At 69.1% G+C, this 17592-nt stretch carries 19 protein-coding genes; 10 read left to right on the top strand and 9 right to left on the bottom strand.

Features of this window, described 5'->3' with window-relative positions; translation table 11 throughout:
* The first annotated feature begins 2 nt into the window (after window positions 1-2).
* The 3 genes from ACEU5R_RS24715 to ACEU5R_RS24725 all read left to right on the top strand — a co-directional run bounded on the left by ACEU5R_RS24715 (window position 3) and on the right by ACEU5R_RS24725 (window position 2262).
* Complete coding sequence (locus tag ACEU5R_RS24715; protein WP_103275526.1) at window positions 3-797, top strand: SDR family NAD(P)-dependent oxidoreductase; 795 nt, start codon at window positions 3-5, stop codon at window positions 795-797.
* A gap of 30 nt (window positions 798-827) precedes the next feature.
* Window positions 828-1841: a zinc-binding alcohol dehydrogenase family protein gene (locus ACEU5R_RS24720; RefSeq protein ID WP_392412318.1), complete on the top strand. Its 1014-nt coding sequence runs from the start codon at window positions 828-830 to the stop codon at window positions 1839-1841.
* A gap of 145 nt (window positions 1842-1986) precedes the next feature.
* Window positions 1987-2262 carry a hypothetical protein gene (locus tag ACEU5R_RS24725; RefSeq protein WP_233772512.1) on the top strand — a complete coding sequence of 92 codons (276 nt, stop codon included), beginning with the start codon at window positions 1987-1989 and terminating at the stop codon, window positions 2260-2262.
* A 24-nt stretch (window positions 2263-2286) separates the two neighbouring features.
* Here ACEU5R_RS24725 and ACEU5R_RS24730 read toward each other — a convergent pair whose 3' ends face one another.
* Window positions 2287-2643, bottom strand: coding sequence for a hypothetical protein (locus ACEU5R_RS24730; protein ID WP_103275528.1), 357 nt, complete (start codon window positions 2641-2643; stop codon window positions 2287-2289).
* A gap of 30 nt (window positions 2644-2673) precedes the next feature.
* Window positions 2674-3588: an aldose 1-epimerase gene (locus tag ACEU5R_RS24735; RefSeq protein ID WP_392412321.1), complete on the bottom strand. Its 915-nt coding sequence runs from the start codon at window positions 3586-3588 to the stop codon at window positions 2674-2676.
* Between the two features lie 124 nt (window positions 3589-3712).
* On the opposite strand from ACEU5R_RS24735, the gene mutS reads away from it, so the two are divergent.
* The 3 genes from mutS to ACEU5R_RS24750 all read left to right on the top strand — a co-directional run bounded on the left by mutS (window position 3713) and on the right by ACEU5R_RS24750 (window position 8024).
* Window positions 3713-6367: a DNA mismatch repair protein MutS gene (gene mutS / locus ACEU5R_RS24740; protein WP_392412324.1), complete on the top strand. Its 2655-nt coding sequence runs from the start codon at window positions 3713-3715 to the stop codon at window positions 6365-6367.
* Window positions 6364-7557, top strand: coding sequence for a JmjC domain-containing protein (locus ACEU5R_RS24745; RefSeq protein WP_392412326.1), 1194 nt, complete (start codon window positions 6364-6366; stop codon window positions 7555-7557). Before mutS ends, ACEU5R_RS24745 begins: the two co-directional genes overlap by 4 nt.
* A gap of 251 nt (window positions 7558-7808) precedes the next feature.
* Window positions 7809-8024, top strand: coding sequence for an endopeptidase (locus tag ACEU5R_RS24750; protein ID WP_212319459.1), 216 nt, complete (start codon window positions 7809-7811; stop codon window positions 8022-8024).
* Window positions 8025-8212: 188 nt separating this feature from the next.
* Here the strand turns inward: ACEU5R_RS24750 and bamC are convergent, their stop codons facing one another.
* The 4 genes from bamC to ACEU5R_RS24770 form a co-directional block, all read right to left on the bottom strand.
* Window positions 8213-9337, bottom strand: coding sequence for an outer membrane protein assembly factor BamC (gene bamC, locus ACEU5R_RS24755; RefSeq protein ID WP_199770900.1), 1125 nt, complete (start codon window positions 9335-9337; stop codon window positions 8213-8215).
* Between the two features lie 17 nt (window positions 9338-9354).
* Window positions 9355-10290 carry a 4-hydroxy-tetrahydrodipicolinate synthase gene (dapA, locus tag ACEU5R_RS24760; protein WP_369869709.1) on the bottom strand — a complete coding sequence of 312 codons (936 nt, stop codon included), beginning with the start codon at window positions 10288-10290 and terminating at the stop codon, window positions 9355-9357.
* Window positions 10291-10378: 88 nt separating this feature from the next.
* Window positions 10379-11029 (bottom strand): site-2 protease family protein, encoded by a 651-nt coding sequence (locus tag ACEU5R_RS24765; protein WP_103275546.1) that lies wholly within the window; start codon window positions 11027-11029, stop codon window positions 10379-10381.
* An 83-nt stretch (window positions 11030-11112) separates the two neighbouring features.
* Window positions 11113-11739, bottom strand: coding sequence for an L-threonylcarbamoyladenylate synthase (locus tag ACEU5R_RS24770; RefSeq protein ID WP_103275547.1), 627 nt, complete (start codon window positions 11737-11739; stop codon window positions 11113-11115).
* 84 nt (window positions 11740-11823) lie between these two features.
* Between ACEU5R_RS24770 and ACEU5R_RS24775 the strand changes: the two genes are divergently transcribed.
* From ACEU5R_RS24775 to ACEU5R_RS24785, 3 genes are all read left to right on the top strand, one after another.
* Window positions 11824-12678, top strand: a complete 855-nt coding sequence (locus ACEU5R_RS24775; RefSeq protein WP_103275548.1) for a neutral zinc metallopeptidase — start codon at window positions 11824-11826, stop codon at window positions 12676-12678.
* Between the two features lie 227 nt (window positions 12679-12905).
* On the top strand, window positions 12906-13442 hold the full coding sequence (locus ACEU5R_RS24780; protein ID WP_103275549.1) for a hypothetical protein: 537 nt from the start codon (window positions 12906-12908) through the stop codon (window positions 13440-13442).
* Entirely contained in the window at window positions 13439-14203 is a 765-nt protein-coding gene (locus ACEU5R_RS24785; RefSeq protein WP_392412330.1) for a DUF1828 domain-containing protein, read from the top strand. The genes ACEU5R_RS24780 and ACEU5R_RS24785 overlap by 4 nt, the downstream gene beginning before the upstream one ends.
* A gap of 13 nt (window positions 14204-14216) precedes the next feature.
* Here ACEU5R_RS24785 and ACEU5R_RS24790 read toward each other — a convergent pair whose 3' ends face one another.
* The 3 genes from ACEU5R_RS24790 to ACEU5R_RS24800 all read right to left on the bottom strand — a co-directional run bounded on the left by ACEU5R_RS24790 (window position 14217) and on the right by ACEU5R_RS24800 (window position 16232).
* Window positions 14217-14489, bottom strand: a complete 273-nt coding sequence (locus ACEU5R_RS24790; RefSeq protein WP_103275551.1) for a hypothetical protein — start codon at window positions 14487-14489, stop codon at window positions 14217-14219.
* A 231-nt stretch (window positions 14490-14720) separates the two neighbouring features.
* Entirely contained in the window at window positions 14721-15416 is a 696-nt protein-coding gene (locus ACEU5R_RS24795; RefSeq protein WP_392412332.1) for an N-acetyltransferase, read from the bottom strand.
* A gap of 72 nt (window positions 15417-15488) precedes the next feature.
* Window positions 15489-16232 carry a helix-turn-helix transcriptional regulator gene (locus ACEU5R_RS24800; RefSeq protein WP_103275553.1) on the bottom strand — a complete coding sequence of 248 codons (744 nt, stop codon included), beginning with the start codon at window positions 16230-16232 and terminating at the stop codon, window positions 15489-15491.
* Between the two features lie 76 nt (window positions 16233-16308).
* Here ACEU5R_RS24800 and ACEU5R_RS24805 point away from each other — a divergent pair.
* Window positions 16309-17592 (top strand): MFS transporter (locus ACEU5R_RS24805; protein ID WP_392412335.1); only part of this gene is annotated, 1284 nt, incomplete at its 3' end.

Raw genomic sequence — 17592 nt, forward strand, 5'->3', positions numbered from 1 at the left:
ACATGAAAATCGAACTGAACGGCAAGAAGGCGCTCGTCACCGGCTCGTCCGGCGGCATCGGACAGGCCATCGCCCAGGGGCTGGCCGAGGCCGGCGCCGAGGTGGTGCTGCACGGCCGCGACGCCGGCAAGCTGGCGCGCGCCGCGCAGGAGATCGCCGCGCGCGTGCCCGGCGCGCGTCTGGGCACCGTGCAGGCCGACCTGGCCACCGCCGACGGCGCCGCCTCGATCTGCGCCGCGCATCCGGACGTGGACATCCTGGTGAACAACGCCGGCTACTTCGCGCCCAAGTCCTTCACCGAAATCACCGACGACGACTGGCAGTACATGCTGGACGTCAACGTCATGAGCGGCGTGCGCCTGTCGCGCTACTACCTGCCGCGCCTGCTGGCGGCCAACTGGGGGCGCATCGTCTTCCTGTCCAGCGAATCGGCGCTGCAGATTCCCGCGGAAATGATCCACTACGGCGTCAGCAAGACGGCGCTGCTCGGCGTATCGCGCGGATTGGCCGAACTGACAGCCGGCACCGGCGTGACCGTCAACGCCGTGCTGCCCGGTCCGACGCGCTCGGAAGGCGTGGCGTCCTTCTTCGCCGAGCTGGCGCAGGCGCAGGGCGTGCCGCAGGCGCAGATGGAGCGCGACTTCATCGCCCAGAACCGCCCCAGCTCGCTGCTGCGCCGGCTGGCCACGGTGGAGGAAGTGGCCAACATGGTGGTGTACGCCTGCTCGACTCAGGCCTCGGCCACCAACGGCGCGGCGCTGCGCGTGGACGGCGGCGTGGTCCGCTCGATCGCCTGAACCCGCCCACCCATCATCCGGAATCCTGACATGAAAGCCATCGCCTATTTCGAGAACCTGCCCGCCGATCATCCCGAGGCGCTGCGCGACATCACGCTGCCCGAGCCCGTGCCGGGCGAGCGCGACCTGCTGGTCGAGGTGCGCGCCATCTCCGTGAACCCCGTGGACGTGAAGATCCGCGCCAACCGCAAGCCCCGGGACGGCCAGCCCGAGGTCATCGGCTGGGACGCGGCCGGCGTGGTGCGCGCCGTGGGATCGCGCGTCAGCCTGTTCAAGCCCGGCGACCGCGTCTGGTACGCCGGCGCGCTGGACCGCCCCGGCGCCAACAGCGAACTGCACGCGGTCGATGAGCGCATCGTCGGCCGCATGCCGGACAGCCTGGACTATGCCCAGGCCGCCGCGCTGCCACTGACCACCATCACCGCCTGGGAACTGCTGTTCGACCGGCTGCGCGTGCTGGACAACGCCTTGCCCAGCCAGCAGAGCCTGCTGGTGGTGGGCGCGGCCGGCGGCGTGGGTTCCATCCTGGTCCAGCTGGCCCGCCAGCTGACCGGCCTGACCGTGATCGGCACCGCCTCGCGCCCGCAGACCCAGGCCTGGGTGCGCGAGCTGGGCGCGCATCACGTCATCGACCACGGCCAGCCGCTGGCCGGGGAACTGCGGCGCATCGGCATCAACGAAGTCAGCCACATCGCCAGCCTGACCAACAGCGACCAGCATTTCGCGCAGATCGCCGAGGCCATCGCGCCACAAGGCCGGATCGCGCTGATCGACGACCCGGCCGCCCTCGACGTGCGCCTGCTCAAGCGCAAGTCGGCCTCGCTGCACTGGGAATTCATGTTCGCGCGGCCGCTGCACCAGACGCCCGACATGATCGCTCAGCATGAACTGCTGAATCAGGCCGCGCGCCTGATCGACCAGGGCCGGTTGCGGACCACGCTGGGCGAACACTACGGCACGATCAACGCCGCCAACCTGCGGCGCGCGCACGCCTTCATCGAAAGCGGCCGCGCCCAGGGCAAGGTGGTGCTGGAAGGCTTCTGACAGCCAGGGATGGTCGCCGGGGCGACCGCCAGCGGGCTTCTTGCGACGGGCATCTCGTATTACAACGCGGAAACGGTTAAAACCGCGTTTGCGCGATGCCCGATGGCAGCCGCGCACCGTCCGGAGAACTCCCCTGCTCGCCCACATGCTCGACCAGGCCCTGGAACCCAGCCTCTGGGCCATGGTCGCCTTGACTCTACTGTTGCTTCGTTTCGTCCCGCTGCAAGGCTGGCTGGCCGTGCTGGTGGCCGGCACCACGTCCGGCCTGATCCTGGACACCATCCAGTTCCGGGTCGGTCCGCCGCGCCTGTGGGATGCGCTGGTCTGCGCCTCGGTGCTGGCCGCGCTGCTGGTCGCCGCCCTGCTCGAGGCCCTGTACGCGCTGTTCAGGCGCTACCGTGGCGGCAAGCTCCCGCGCTGAACGGCACGAACAGACAGCACACCACTAGCCGCGCGCGTCGCGCCGGGCGCGCGCCTGGGGATCGTTGATCTCGGCTTCCAGCTCGGCGATCAGCCACGAGAACCAGCCGTTCTCGCTGCGGGCATAGACCACCGCCGCCGGCGTCTTGCCGGCGCGCCAGTCCGGCTGGTGCGCGTCCATCCAGGCCGACAGGCTCTTGTGCGGCGCGAGCAGGCCGGACAGCCAGGACCAGGCGTAGTCCGCCACGCTGCGGCGGTATCCCTTGGCGCAGGCGTAGAGGGTGGGCTCCAGCGGCAGGCTGCCCGAACGCGCGAGCCGCTCCTGCACCCGGCGCAAGATTTCCGCCGTTGCCTGCAATTGTTCGGTGCTGAGCTTTTTCACTTGGAGACTCCCTGGCTTGATGTCGGCGGATTATCGCCTGATCGCGCCGGGCTTTCCAAGCTGGAAATCCATGCGCAGCGAGGCGCTGTAGCGCTCGCCCGGCGCCAATACCCGCATGCCGGTGCGCGCGTCGCCCGCCGCCAGGTTGAAGGCGTCGGCCACGTTGCTGACCGGTTCCACGCACAGGAAATCGGCGCCGGGCGCGGTGTACACCACCAGATGCGCAAAGGCCGGATCGGCCCGCAGGGCCAGCTCGCGCCCGTCGTCCCAATGCAGCGTGGCGCGCCCTTCCCATTGCGACAGATAGGTATCGCAGCCCTCGGCCGACTGGCGCAGCTCACGCACATGCGTGACCTTGCTGCCCGTGGGCAGGCCGCGCTCATCGGCCGGCCACAGCCGGCGCGCATGCAGCGCCACGCGCCGCGCCGTGAAGTACGGATGGATGCCGAAGCCGAAGGGCATGGGCGTATCGCCGCCATTGCGCATGATCAGTGTCAGGCTCAGGCCGCCGGCATCCAGCCGATAGCGCTGCACGCATTCGAACGGCCAGGCCCAACCCATCGTCCCGGCCGGCGCGTCCAGCACCAGGTCGACCGAGTCGGCCTCCAGCGCCCGCACCTGCCACGGCAGGTACAGGCCGCTGCCGTGGATGGCCTCGGACCGCCCCGCCAGCGAGCGCAGCCGATGGCGCGCGCCGTCGAAGGTGAAGACGCCGTCGCGGATGCGGTTGGAATACGGCGCCAGCGGATACGAGCCGGCGCGCGGCCATTTGGCCGCCGGCCAGTCCGTCTCGGCCAGCGGCACGATCCAGTCCAGCCCGTCCGTGGACAAGCCGGTCAGGCGTCCGCCCGCTGCGGGCGCGAATTCGGCCGTGTGGCCGGCGCTGGCGATGCGCACGCGCTCGCTGGCATCCAGTTGGGTGTCGTCGTTGGGGAAATCCGGCATGAAAGGCTCCGGCGGCGGGTCTGTGCCGCCCAGGCAGTGATTGTGCCCAGGGCGAGCGACGGGGATCAAGTCCGGCGCGAAACCGTCTCTTTGTCCTATTGCCCGGCCCGATACAATCACGGGCATGAATTCCGCAACACAGACCACCGCCGCCGACGCCCTCGTGGGCCATACTCCCATGATGCAGCAGTACCTGCGCCTCAAGAACGAGGCCGGGCCGCTGCTGCTGTTCTACCGCATGGGCGACTTCTATGAAATGTTCTACGAAGACGCCGAGCGCGGCGCGCGGCTGCTGAACCTGACGCTGACCAAGCGCGGCTCGTCCAACGGCACGCCGATACCCATGGCCGGCATCCCGGTGCACGCCATGGAACAGTACCTGGCGCGGCTGGTGGCGCTGGGCGAGTCGATCGCCATCTGCGAACAGATCGGCGACCCGGCCACGTCCAAGGGACCGGTCGAGCGCCGCATCGTGCGCATCGTCACGCCCGGCACGCTGACCGACGATGCGCTGCTGCCGGCCAAGGCCGACCGCGCGCTGGCCTCGATCTTCATCGGCGGCAATGCGCGCGCGCCGCGCGCCGGCCTGGCCTGGCTGAACCTGGCCAGCGGCGACTTCCGCGTCACCGAATGCGCGCCGGCCCAGCTGGAATCCGAGCTGCACCGCGTCGCGCCGGCCGAGATCATCTGCGCCGAGAGCGCCGAGCTGCCCTTCTCGTTCGACGGCGCCCGCGCCCGCGTGCCCGACTGGCACTTCGAGGGCGACAGCGCGCGCGCCCACCTGCTGGCGCATTTCAAGACCGACACGCTGGCGGGCTTCGATGTCGAGGACATGCCGGCCGGCGTCTGCGCCGCCGGCGCGCTGCTGCGCTACGCCGCGCGCACCCAGTCGCAGGCGCTGGCGCACGTGCAGAGCCTGTCGGCCGAGCGCCCCGGCCAGTACGTGCTGCTGGACCCGGTCACGCGCCGCAACCTGGAACTGACCCAGACCCTGTCGGGCGAAGACGCGCCCACGCTGTTCTCGCTGCTGGACGGCTGCCGCACGCCCATGGGCAGCCGGCTGCTGCGGCGCTGGCTGCATCACCCGCTGCGCGAGAACGCGCCGGCGCTGGCGCGCCAGCACGCCATCTCGGCGCTGCTGGCCGGCCGCATGGACGTGGAACAGACCTTCGGCGCCGCCGGCCTGCTGGAAACGCTGCGCGCCACGCTCAACGCCTTTCCCGACATCGAACGCATCGCCGCGCGGTTGGCGCTGCGCTCGGTGCGCCCGCGCGAGCTGGCCAGCCTGCGCGACGCGCTGCACGCGCTGCCCGCGTTGCGCGAGCTGGTCGCCCCCATGTCGTCCTCGCCGCGCCTGGGCGAGCTGCTGGCCCAACTGTCCGTCGACCCCGACCTGGCCGGCCTGCTGACCCGCGCCATCGCGCCCGAGCCGGCCGTGGCCATCCGCGACGGCGGCGTGCTGGCGGCGGGCTTCGATGCCGAACTGGACGAGCTGCGCGGCCTGGCCGCCGACGGCGGCGACTTCCTGCTGCAGCTGGAAGCCCGCGAGCGCGAGCGCACCGGCATCAGCAACCTGCGCGTGGAGTTCAACCGCGTCCACGGCTTCTATATCGAAGTGACCAAGGGCCAGACCGCCAAGGTGCCCGAGGACTACCGCCGCCGCCAGACGCTGAAGAACGCCGAACGCTACATCACGCCCGAGCTCAAGACCTGGGAAGACAAGGTGCTGTCGGCGCAGGACCGCTCGCTGGCGCGCGAGAAATGGCTGTTCGAGCAGCTGCTGGACGTGCTGGCCGAACACGTGCGCCCGCTGTCCGACTGCGCCGCGGCGCTGGCCGAACTGGACACGCTGGCCGCGCTGGCCGAGCACGCGCGCCGCCACGACTGGGTGGCGCCCGAGCTGTCCGAGCAGGCCGACATCGATATCGACGCGGGCCGCCATCCTGTGGTCGAGAACGCCATCGAACGCTTCACGCCCAACGGCTGCCGGTTGGACCCGGCGCGCCGCATGCTGCTCATCACCGGCCCCAACATGGGCGGTAAATCGACCTATATGCGGCAGGTCGCGCTGATCGCGCTGCTGGCGCGCACCGGCAGCTTCGTGCCGGCGGCCAGCGCGCGCGTCGGCAAGATCGACCGCATCTTCACCCGCATCGGCGCGGCCGACGATCTGGCGGGCGGCCGCTCCACCTTCATGATGGAAATGACCGAAGCCGCCGCCATTCTCTCGGCCAGCACGCCCAACAGCCTGGTGCTGATGGACGAGATCGGCCGCGGCACCTCGACCTACGACGGCCTGGCGCTGGCCTGGGCCATCGCCTGCCGCCTGCTGGCGCACAACCGCGCGCTGACGCTGTTCGCCACACACTACTTCGAACTGACCCGCCTGCCGTCCGAACAGCCTTCGGCGGCCAACGTGCACCTGGCGGCGGCGGAATCCGCCGGCGGCATTGTGTTCCTGCACGAAGTCCGCGAAGGCCCGGCCAGCCGCAGCTACGGCATTCAGGTCGCGCAACGCGCCGGCGTGCCGGCCGCCGTGATCCGGCAGGCCACGCGCGAACTGGAACGCCTGGAATCCCAGGGCGCGCCCACGCCGCAGCTCGGCCTGTTCGCCGCCGCGGCCGACGCCGACGCGCAGGCCGAGGCCGCCGCCGAACGCTCCGGCGCCCTCGAGGCGCTGGATGCGCTGCGCGACGAACTCGCCTCCATCGATCCCGACAGCCTGACCCCGCGCGAAGCGCTGGACGCCCTCTACCGTCTCAAGAAGCATCTGCAATGAACCTCGATCATCCCCTGCCGCTGCTGGGCAACCAGAGCCCCAACGACTTCATGCGCCGCTACTGGCAGAAGAAGCCCCTGCTGATCCGCCAGGCGATTCCCGGCTTCAAGCCGCCCGTCGCCATCGCCGCGATCAAGAAGCTGGCGCGCCGCGACGACGTGGAATCGCGCCTGATCTGGCGCGAGAACGGCGAATGGCAGATGGAGAACGGCCCCTTCGCCCGCCTGCCCAAGGACAACGAGGGCGACTGGACGCTGCTGGTGCAGAGCGTGGACCTGCACAGCGACGCCGCGGCCGAACTGATGCAGCAGTTCCGCTTCATCCCCGATGCGCGCCTGGACGACGTGATGATCAGCATCGCCAGCCACGGCGGCGGCGTCGGTCCGCACTTCGACAGCTATGACGTATTCCTGCTGCAGGCCGCCGGCCAGCGCGAATGGCGCTACGGCCGCCAGAAGGATCTGTCGCTGGAGCCTGGCCTGCCGCTGAAGATCCTGAGCCGCTTCGAGCCCGAGGCCAGCGCCGTGCTGTCGCCCGGCGACATGCTCTACCTGCCGCCGCAGGCCGCGCACGACGGCATCGCCGTGGGCGACGGCTGCATGACCATCTCGATCGGCTTTCGCGCGCCCACGCAGGCCACGCTGGCGCGCGGGCTGCTGGAAGCGGCCGCCGACCAGGTCATGGCGCGCGTCGGCCTGCTGGGCGGTCCTTACGGCGAACCGGCGCTGCCCGGCCCGAAGCTGTCGGCCGTCTACCGCGATCCGGCGCAGCCGGCTGTCGCCACGCCGGCGGAACTGCCCGACGGCCTGATCGCCGCCACGCTGGAAACCGTGGACAAACTGCGCTTCGACGAGGCTCTGGCCTCGCGCTTCCTGGGCTGCTGGCTGACCGAGCCCAGCAACCTCAGCGTGTTCGATGCGCCCGAGGACATGGATGTGGACCTGGAAGAAGACTGGCCCGCATCCGGCAGCCTGCTGCTGGACCGCCGCAGCCGCATGCTCTATCGCGGCAAACAACTCTTCATCAACGGCGAGACCGCGATGGTTCCGACCGACGCCGCGCTGCGCAAACTGGCCGACACCCGCCGCCTGGACTGCGCCGATCCGCTCTGCGCCAGGCTGTCGGACGAGGCCCGGTCCTGCCTGGCCGACTGGCTGGATTCCGGCTGGATCCGCTACGTAGCGGCCTAGTGTTCGCCGGGCCGGATCCCGCGGCGCGCTGTAGGATCCGGACACCTGCGCGTATCCATCGCGCACAGAACGCAATGAGGTCTGTGCACGGGGACACATAAGGAAAGACATCACACCGCGCGGAAAGGTTTGTTGCCTTTGGGATGCCACCGCTTTAATTTGAAAACCGGCGCGCGCAGCGAGTTCCTGTAGCCTGACTCCTGGTTTCCCCTGAGTGGGTTTCAAGAGTCATCATCTACAGGAGTCCAAAAATGATGAGCAAAACCTTGATCGTTGCCTCGGTGCTGGCCGTCGCGCTGAGCGCGTGCAACAAGAAGGACGAGACGGCGCCGCCCGCTTCCAACCCGGCTCCGGCCACCAGCGCGCCCGCGCCCTCGGGCACCTCGCCAGCACCGGCGCCCGCGCCCAACACCACGCCCGGCGGCGGCTCCACCACGCCCGGCGGCTCGACCACTCCGGCGTCTTAATCCGCCGCAGCGCAGAACCCCCGCTCTGTGGTTGAAGAATAGCCCCGGCATGGCCGGGGCTATTTGCTGTCCGCGCGCGGAAAACACGGTCTGGCACGTGGCCCGCCCGAAAAAGAAAAGGCCCCGGAAAAACCGGGGCCTGAACCTGATGCCTGACGGCGGGCGCGATGCCCGCCGCGATGCCAGGTTTACATCTTGTCCTTCAGCACGCTCAGCAGGCGCTGGGCGGTGGCGCTGCTGTCGCGCTGGCCGTTCGCGTCCAGGACCGTGACGTTGGTCTGGTTGCCCGAACCGGCCACGTGGATGCGGTACTGCGGCGCCTGCGCCTTCTTGTCGCCCGAGAACATGCGGCTGAAGAAGCCCGGCTGTTCGTTCTTCTCGCCGGTGTCGGTGTCGACGTAGCGCACGAAGTAATCGCCGGCGGAGCGGTCGCGGTCTTCCACGGCGAAGCCGCCGCTGTCCAGCGCCACGCCAACGCGACGCCATGCGCGGTCGAAGGACTCGTCGACGACCAACTGCGCGCCCTGGGCGCGGACGTCCTGCTGCACGGCAGGCTTCTGCGGCGCGGCCTCGGCCTGCTGCACCAGCTTGCGGGCATTGTCGACATCGGTGCCCAGGAACACCAGCATGCGGGCCAGCATGGCGGCGTTCAGGCCCGGATCTTCCTTGCCGTTCTGCCACTGGACCTGCGAGCCGTCGGAGCCGACGCGCTTCTCCAGCATCTGGCGATGGCTGACGTAGATCTCGGTGTGGCCGTTGACGCGCTCGACACGGGTGCGGAATTTCTCGCGCTCGCCGCTATCCCAGGCCTGTTCCAGCACGCTGCCCAGCGCTTGGCGCAGCCAGCTTTCCGGGATCTTGGCGCGGTTCTCGGCCCAGTCGGTCTCGATCAGGCCGGCCTTGGGGTTGTTGCTCTGGATCGTGAAGCCGCTCTCGGTCCAGAAGTCCACGACGCGCGGGAAGATGTCTTCGGGCGGACGGTTGATGACCAGCCAGCGCAGGTCGCCGTCGCGCTCGACGCGCATGTCCTGGCGGTCGGGCAGCACATTGGTGGACTTGGGCGCGGTGGCCTGGGTCTGCCCTTGTTGCTGGAACTGCGAATAAGTGGTCGAGCCGGACACCGGCGCGCGATAGCGCGGATCGCTGGCGGCCTGGGTCAGGTCGGGCGGAATGCTCAGAGGCTCGCCGCGCTGGCTGACCGCGCTCTTGTAGTTGACGGATTCTTCTTTGCCCAGGAACTGATTGACCTCGCTGCAGCCGGCCAACAGTACCAGAGACATCAATGCCGACAGGCCGGCATGACGCTTGTTCATACTTATCCTCACGATATTTAGAGCAGGCCCACTTCCTGGAGGGCGCGGCGCACCGTCTCATGGTGCTGCGCACCGAGCTCGACCAGCGGCAGCCGGTAGCCCAGCTCGCTGCGGCCCATCTGGGCCAGCGCCCACTTGACGGGAATGGGATTAGCCTCGACGAACAAGGCCTTGTTCAGACGCGCCAGGCGGGCGTTAAGTTCACGCACCTGGGGCACGTCGCCAGCCAGGGCGGCCGCGCATAGCTCGCGCATCAGGCGCGGCGCCACGTTGGCGGTCACGGAAATATTGCCGCGCGCGCCCAGCAGGATCAGGGCGGCCGCGGTGGGATCGTCGCCGCTGAAGACCTGGAAGCTGGCCGGCGCCTCGCGCAACAGCAGGCCGCCGCGCGCGATGTCGCCGGTGGCGTCCTTGATGCCGATGATGCCGGGCACCTGCGCCAGGCGCAGGACCGTCTCGTTGCTCATGTCGGCAACGGTGCGGCCCGGCACGTTGTAGAGAATGGTCGGCAGATCCACCGCTTCGGCGATGGCGCGGAAGTGGCGGTACAGGCCTTCCTGCGAGGGCTTGTTGTAGTACGGCACGACCGACAGGCCGGCCTGCGCGCCCACGGCCTTGGCGTGGCGGGTCAGATGGATGGCTTCGTCGGTGGAGTTGGCGCCCACGCCGGCGATGACCGGGATGCGGCCGGCGGCGTGTTCGACGGCGACGCGGATCAGCTCGGCGTGCTCTTCCATCGAGACGGTGGGAGACTCCCCGGTGGTGCCGACCACCACGAGCGCGTCCGTGCCTTCCTGGACGTGCCAGTCGATCAGCGACCGGTAGGCGGCGTAATCAAGACTGCCGTCGGCCCGCATGGGGGTGACCAGGGCCACCATGCTGCCTTGGAACGAATTGCCCTGGGACGAACTGCCCTGGGAACCAACGCCTGCGGCGGTTGCAGGGGATGCCATAGATGAGAGGCTCCATAGCCCCATGGCGGGATTGCCCCGGGGCCACAATCGATTAAACCGACGAGTTTAACGGAATTTGGCGGGAATCCTATAGCAGAAACCACTGGACGATCGAGGTACCCAGCCCGATTATGGGACGCATCAAGGTCCACAGCACGCCGGTGGCCAGCAGCACCACCACGATCATCAGCCCGTAGGGCTCGATTTTCGAATATTGCCAGGCCAGCCGGTTGGGGAGCAGGCTGAAAACGATCCGTCCCCCGTCCAGCGGCGGCAGCGGCAGCAGGTTCAGCGCCATCAATACCAGATTGACGTTGACGCCGGCCACGCCCATCTCGAACCAGAAGCTCTCCTGCATGCCCGATTCCAGGAACAGCCGCAGCGCCAGGGCCCACAGCACGGCCATCAGCATGTTGGCCGCCGGTCCGGCCAGCGCCACCCACAGCATGTCCTGCTTGGGCCGGCGCAGGCGCCCGAAATCGACCGGCACGGGCTTGGCCCAGCCGAAAAGCATGCCCGGGCTGCCCAGCAGCTTGGACGCCAAGAGGATCGCCACCGGCACCAGCAGCGTGCCCACCGGGTCGATGTGGCGCGCGGGGTTCAGGCTGATGCGACCGGCCTGGTAAGCCGTGGGATCGCCGAACAGGCGCGCCACATAGCCGTGGGCCGCCTCGTGCAGCGTGATCGCGAAGATGACCGGCAGCGCGTAGACCGCGATGGTTTGGATGATGTCGTTCATGGCGAACCGGATTGTAAAGTGCCGAAGCCGGCGCGCCGCAAGGCAGCGGAGATTCTTTTTGGATCAGCCCGCGAGCCCGGTGCTCAGGCCAGGCCCAGGCTGGCGGGATCGCCGCGCCCGACGCGCACGACGACGGGTTCGTCGCTGGTCAGGTCAATGACAGTGGTGGGCGATTGCGGGCAGGCGCCCGCGTCGAGAATGGCCGCGAGTTCATGGTCGTAGCGCGCGCGGATGTCCTCGGCGTCGTTGAGCGCGTCGGACTCGTCCTTGGGAATCAGCGTGGTCGACAGCAGCGGCCCGTCCGTCTGCTCCAGCAGGCCAAGCATGACGACGTGGTCCGGCACACGAATGCCGATGGTCTTGCGCGAGGGATGCGAAACGCGCCGCGGCACTTCCTTGGTGGCTTCCAGGATGAAAGTCCAGGGGCCGGGCGTGGCGGCCTTGAGCAGCCGGTACTGGCGGTTGTCGACCCGGGCGAAATGGCCGATCTCGGCCAGGTCGCGGCACAGCACGGTCAGGTGATGGCGGTCGTCGAGGCCGCGCAGCCGGCGCAGGCGGTCGGCGGCGTTCTTGTCGTCGAGCCGCGCCACCACCGCGTAGCTGGAATCGGTGGGCACCGCCACCAGGCCCCCTTCGCCCAGCCATTGGGCCGCCTGCTTGAGCAGGCGCGGTTGGGGATTCTCGGGATGAATGGATAGAAACAGAGCCATGGGTTTATCCTAACACTCCTGAAGGCCGCGCAGGCAAGCGCGGTAATGCAATATGGCGGGCCTGTGGCCCGCCCGGAGAAGAAAATGCGTTTGGACGACTCGCGCGAAAGCGACAATGTGGAAGACCGCCGCGCGAGCGGCCCGCGCATCGGCGGCCGCGGCACCATCGGCATCGGCACCATCGTGCTGGCGCTGGTGGCCATGTATTTCGGCGTGGATCCCAACGTCGTGCTGCAGATGGCCGAAGGCCCGACCGCGCAGCAACAGCAGGCGCCGGCGCAGCGCCCGCCGGCGGACGATCCGCAGGCCCGTTTCGTGGCCAAGGTGCTCGGCGAGACCGAGGACACCTGGGCCGCGATCTTCCAGAACGACCTGAACCGCCGCTACGCGCCGCCCAAGCTGGTGCTGTTCCGCGGCGCCACTCCCACCGCCTGCGGCACCGGCCAGTCCGCCATGGGGCCGTTCTACTGTCCTGGCGACAGCAAGGTGTACATCGACCTGGCCTTCTTCGACGAGCTGAAGAACCGCTTCAAGGCGCCGGGCGATTTCGCCCAGGCCTACGTGATCGCGCACGAGGTCGGCCATCACGTGCAGCACCTGCTGGGCATCTCGGACCAGGTCGACAACCTGCGCCGCCGCAACCCGTCGCAGGCCAACGCGCTGTCGGTGCGCATGGAACTGCAGGCCGACTGCTTCGCCGGCCTGTGGGCGCAACGCGCCAACGCCGCCCGCCACATCCTGGAAAGCGGCGACGTGGAAGAAGCGCTGGCCGCCGCCACCGCCATCGGCGACGACCGGCTGCAGAAGCAGAGCCAGGGCTATGTCGTCCCCGACACGTTCACCCACGGCTCCTCGGAACAGCGCGTGCGCTGGTTCAAGCGCGGCCTGGAAGGCGGCAGCCTCAAGCAGTGCGATACCTTCTCGGCCGGCCAGCTGTAGGCCGGCGGACGCCGCGCTCACGCTGTATGGATATACAGCGTGAGTACGTAATCGCGCCGCTTCTTGTAAGATTACGCCCCCTCGCAATGTTGCACGCGTGAGTCTCCCGCCGCTGCCCGCGAGCGGCGCGGTGTATCTACGACAAAGCAGCGACGACAACGCATCGACGGCAAGGCGTCAACGACAACGCCTCCTCGACAGCGCGACCCAGACCCGATATCCGTTTCATGGCCAACAAGTCCGAACCCTTAATCACCGTTGATGAGGTGCAAGAGATCCTTGCCGAACCCAAGGAAACCGTAAAGCCGGTTGCCTGGGTGCCGAAGCCGGCGGCCAACAATGTGCAATGGATGGAGTTCTCCAGCCCCTGCAAGGTCAAGGGCGAAGTGCGCGAAGACGTGATCTTCCGCGTGACCTACCGCGCGGCGCGCACCGATGTGCATGGCCAGGCCACGATCTTCCTGGCCGAGACCTTCTGCGCCAGCCTGTTCGTGGGCCCGCACCGCGTGTACGGCGTGGATACCGACGACTCTTTCCATACCAGCCTGGTGGGCGAAGGCCGGCCGCTGTTCCGCAAGCCGCTGGCCGACCGCAGCCACGAGCATCTGTGGGTGGACGCGGGCGAAGGCTATGCCGAGCCGGTGACGCCGCCGCTGCAGACCATCGCGGCGCTGATGCAGCATTTCCTGCCGCGCGCGAATCTCACGCTGACCGGCGGCTTCGCGCATCCGCTCAAAGGCCGCCAAATTGAATTGATCCTATGAGCACTTTCCTGGAAGCCTCGGGCTGGACCGTCCTGCCCGCGGGCGAACATGCCATTCGCGCCGTATCGCCCATGACGCTGGGCCTGGACGGACAGCACGCCGCCTTCTTCATCGCGCGCCCCGACGACGCCTCGTTCTACCTGACCGACGCCTGTGAAACCGCCATGCACGCGGCCAGCTACGGCATCGACGTGGCGGCCAAGCGCATCGATATCCTGAACGAGACGCCCGGCGTGAGCCTGGCGCATTTCGACAAGTCCGGCGCCATCGTCGCCTCCGGTCCCAACGAACAGTTGCAGGAAGCGCTGTGGGACGCGGTGAAGCTGGCCATGGCGCTGTCGTTCCAGTGCGCCAAGTGGATGCCCAGGTTCAGCCAGCTGCGCTTTCGCGCGCAGGTCGGCCGCGCGCTGGCCGAGGCCGTGGGCGCGAACCGCATGGTCAAGGGCGCCCGAGCCAAGGGCAGCAGCGGCCACACCGCGGATTTCGCCTATGCCGTGCGGGCCGCGGGCAGCACCGCGCTGACCTATATCGAGCCGATCGCGCTCAAGGCCGGCAAGAAGATGGACTGGACCCAGGTCTACCAGACCCACGGCAAGATGTCGGATGTGAAGATGGCCGATGCGCGCAATTCGCGCATGGTCATCCTGGAGGACGGCGCCTCGGCCGAGGAGTTCAAGAAGGCGGTGGCGATCCTGGAGCAGTCCGCCACCGTGCGGTCGCTGGCCAAGACGCGCGACTGGCGCGAGGTCTTCGCGGACTGAGCACGGCGCGCCGTCAGGAAGGAACGCTGGTCAGGCCGTCGACGATTTCGCGGCCATGCAGTATCGCGGCGTGCACCGCCTCGCGCGGACTGTAGACATAGCCGCCGTCGGCGAAGCGCGGTACCGGATATTCGTCGCCGCCATCCTGCACGGCGCCCGCCTGGACCACGGTGATCGATGCGATGAAGATGGGGCCGCTGGACAGCGCCTGGACCTCGGCGCCCGCGCCCCGGGATACTCTGGCCGTCAGGCGGTATCCCTTGTAGATCAAGTTGTTCTGATGCACTTCGGATGCCCTCTATCTGTGGTCCAGCATACCCCGCCTGTTCATGACAGTTCGGATATGTTTTGTAACGACGGCAGAAGACAGAAACACTGTTGCGTCGAACAAGTCTCGTCCCCGTTTTCATCGACCGCTACGCGGCGTCCGGTCGATTGGCGCATCGACAGGCCTGACGCGGCCTGCGGGTCAATGGCAAGGTTCGCCGCGACGACCGCGCAGGCATCGATTACGGGATTACCCTAGCTCCTGTTGCGTGCACGCACCTTCGGACCAAGTCATGCCCGTCGCCTGCATGTGCCGCTCCAGGGTCCAGCCCCGGCCCAGCAGGACCATGCGCGTGTGCAGATCGCCCAGCACGGCCGCGTCCACCGCGCGGCCCAGGTAGCTCAGTCGCTTGCGCCGCAGGTCCACATAGCCCAGCTCGTAGTCGCGCGCCAGCCCCAGCCACAGCCGATGCGCCCCTTCCGACTGGCGCGCGCCGCTCATGATGCACAGTCCCGCGTCCAGCCCCCAGCGGTACACGGCCGTCGCCAGCCCCATGCGCTGGTAGGGCGCGGCGTACTTCGAATGCGGCGCGCGCAGATAGGGATCGGCGCGCCGTCCGACTTCGATCAGCCGGTTGAACACCGTGTAGCCCGCCACCCGGTCGCGCCGCAGATCCACCACGTAGACGTAGTACTCGCCATCCGCCTCGCGGTGGCGCAGCACCAGGCCAGGGATGTCGGTGCGGACCTCCGGCAGCCCATACAGCCGGTCCGAAGAACGGCTCATGCGATTGCGGATGGCGTCCAGTTCGGACTCCACTTCGTCCGGCGTGTGATTCACGTCGATGCGCAGTTCCGTCACCAGGCCCAAGGCCAGACGGATTGCGGGCAGCGCCAGCGTAGGCACGGCAAACTCCTGTAGCAGGTTGAAGAAAGGAAAGATCATGGGCGCGGCCAGTCCGCGCCCATGTGAAAAGGGCCGCATCCGCGGCCCGAATGTCGAAGTCTGGACAGTGCGCTAAGCCGCGGCCGGACGGGACGCGATGTCCCAATCCTTGCCCGCGACGGCCTGCGCGCCGGCATCGCCGAAGAACGCCGGAAACTGGCGCTCGCCCTTGCGCGTGAGGCGCACCGCGCGTGAATCCAGGTCGCGGCTGACCCAGCCGCGTTCGGTCAGCGCGTCCAGCAAGGCCGCGCCCAGCGCGCCGCCCAGGTGCGGACGGCGCTCGCTCCAGTCCAGGCAGGGGCAGGCGAAGCGGCGACGGCGGCGGCGCGCCTCAGCCGCGTCCACGCCGATCTGCGCGAGCGAGGCCTCGCCCAGCGGGGTCAGCGCGTAGTCCTTGCCGTCGGCCGCCAGCCATTGGCGCGTCAGCATCGCGTCGTGCATGCGCACCGCCAGGGTGCCGGCCATGTGGTCGTAGCAGGTGCGCGCCTCGCGCAGCGCCGATGGCGTGCTGGGCTTGAACGGCGTGCGCTCGGCGCCGGCCACCACCAGCAAGGCCTCCAGCGCGCGCGCCACCTCGCCGTTGGCCAGCCGGTAGTAGCGATGCTTGCCCTGCGCCGCCTGTTCGACCAGCCCCTGGTCGCGCAGGCGCTGGAAATGGCTGCTGGCCGTGGACGCGCCGATCTCGGCGGCCGCGGCCAGCTCGGTGGCGGTGCGCGCGCGACCGTCCAGCAGCAGGCACAGCATGCGCGCGCGCGCCGGATCGGCGATGGCGCCGGCGACGGAAGAAAGCTGGCTGTCGGCGAAGTCGGAATCCATATTTCGGCCTTGATCGAAGTGTAATGCGCAGCCCCAAGCATACTGCGGCTCATCGAAACAAGACACCCGCAACGCCATGCGCAGCCCCCCGAAGTTCTTTGGCTGGACCGTTGTTTACGCCGCCTTCGCGCTGGCCATTTTCGGCTGGGGCGTGGGTTTTTATGGCCCCCCGGTGTTCCTGCACGCGGTCGCGCAACGCAGCGGCTGGAGCCTCGCGCTGGTGTCCGGCGCGGTGACGCTGCACTTTCTCACCGGCGCGGCGGTGGTGGCCAACCTGCCCCGCATCTATCGACGCGTCGGCGTTCCCGCGACCACCGCGACCGGCGCGGTGCTGCTGGCGCTGGGCGTATGCGGCTGGTCGCTAGCGCAAGCGCCTTGGCAGTTGTACGGCGCGGCGCTGGTCAGCGGCGGCGGCTGGGTGGCGCTGGGTCCGGCGGCTGTCAACGCGCTGATCGCGCCGTGGTTCGCGCGCCGGCGTCCGGCCGCGCTGAGCATGGCGTACAACGGCGCCAGCCTGGGCGGCGTGCTGTTCTCGCCCTTGTGGGTCTTCCTGATCGCCCAGGCCGGCTTTCCCCTGGCCGCGCTAGGGATCGGACTGATCATGGTGACGCTGATCGCGGCCCTGTCGCGCTGGGTATTCACCGCGACCCCGCAGCGCCTGGGCCAGCATCCCGATGGCGAAACCGCCGCGGCGTCCGCAAGCGCGCCCCCCGGCGTGCCCGAACGCGTGCCCAGCCTGCGGCGCGACCGCGCCTTTCTGAGCCTGGCCGCCGGCATGGCGCTGGGGCTGGTGGCGCAGATCGGCCTGATCGCTCATCTGCTGTCCGCGCTGGCGCCCTTGCTGGGCGCGCAGACCGCCGGCATCGCGATGGGGCTGGCCACCGCCGCCGCCATCGCGGGCCGCACGCTGGTGGGCTGGCTGATGCCGGCGGGCGCGGACCGACGCGTGGTGGCCTGCGCGGCCTATGGCGTGCAGCTTTGCGGCTCGCTGGTGCTGGCGCTGGCGCCGGGCCAGCTCTGGGCAGCGTGGCTGGGCGTGCTGCTGTTCGGCTCCGGCATCGGCAACGCCACCTCGCTGCCGCCGCTCATCGCCCAGACCGAGTTTTCTCGCGAGGATGCGCTGCGCGTCGTGCCCTTGATCACCGCGCTCTCGCAAGCCGCCTATGCCTTCGCCCCGCTGCTGTTCGGCCTGCTGCGCGCGCAGCTGGAGCAGGCCGGGCAGCAGCCGTTGCGCTTCGCGGCCGCCGCCGCGCTGCTGCAGGCGGCCGCGATAGGCAGCCTGGCCTGGGGCCGGGGGGGGGGGGGGGGGGGGGGGGGGGGGGGGGGGGGGGGGGGGGGGGGGGGGGGGGGGGGGGGGGGG

The sequence above is a fragment of the Achromobacter sp. 413638 genome (assembly GCF_043119405.1).
Classification (GTDB): Bacteria; Pseudomonadota; Gammaproteobacteria; order Burkholderiales; family Burkholderiaceae_B; genus Achromobacter.